The organism is Arenibacter sp. F20364 (genome assembly GCF_023015905.1).
Classification (GTDB): Bacteria; Bacteroidota; Bacteroidia; order Flavobacteriales; family Flavobacteriaceae; genus Arenibacter.
The window spans coordinates 1-554 of the sequence record NZ_JALKBD010000141.1; the positions used below are offsets into that span (position 1 = coordinate 1).

The 554-nt window shown below is 48.4% G+C and carries 1 protein-coding gene; it reads left to right on the top strand.

Annotated features, from left to right (window positions below; translation table 11 throughout):
* Positions 1 to 554, top strand: a 554-nt coding sequence (locus MWU84_RS24070; RefSeq protein WP_281502620.1) for a collagen-like protein, incomplete at both ends; no start/stop codon positions are given.

Consider the following 554-nt stretch of genomic DNA (forward strand, 5'->3'; position numbering starts at 1 on the left):
GGTGTTGGTACTACTTTAGATCCTTTTAAGGTGGAAGACCTTTCCATCGTTACAGCGAAACTTGGGGCCGATGCGGTTACCAATGCTAAATTGGCGGACAACGCGGTTCAGACAGAAAACATATTAAGTGGAGGCAACGATAAGGTTCTGGTTACGGATGCCGTTGGTATGGTTGAGTGGGTTGATAAAACATCATTAAATACAGATAATCAAGGGATTAGTAGCACGGTTGTAAGTGCAAATGAGTCAGTAAATATAGCCCTGGAACGAGGAGGTAGCACAACTATCGATATACGGGATGCAGATGATGATCCGAATAATGAAATAGAATTACCGGCAGGTGGAACTGGAGGACAAGTTCTTTCGACAGATGGATCGGGAATATATTCTTGGATTGATCCTGATACTGGCCCTCAAGGTCCAGCTGGTCCACAAGGTCCTCCTGGAAGCGATGGAGCTACCGGAGCTACAGGAGCTCAAGGTCCGACTGGAGCCCAAGGCCCGACAGGAGATACGGGTGCTACAGGAGCACAAGGTCCAACCGGTGCCCAAGG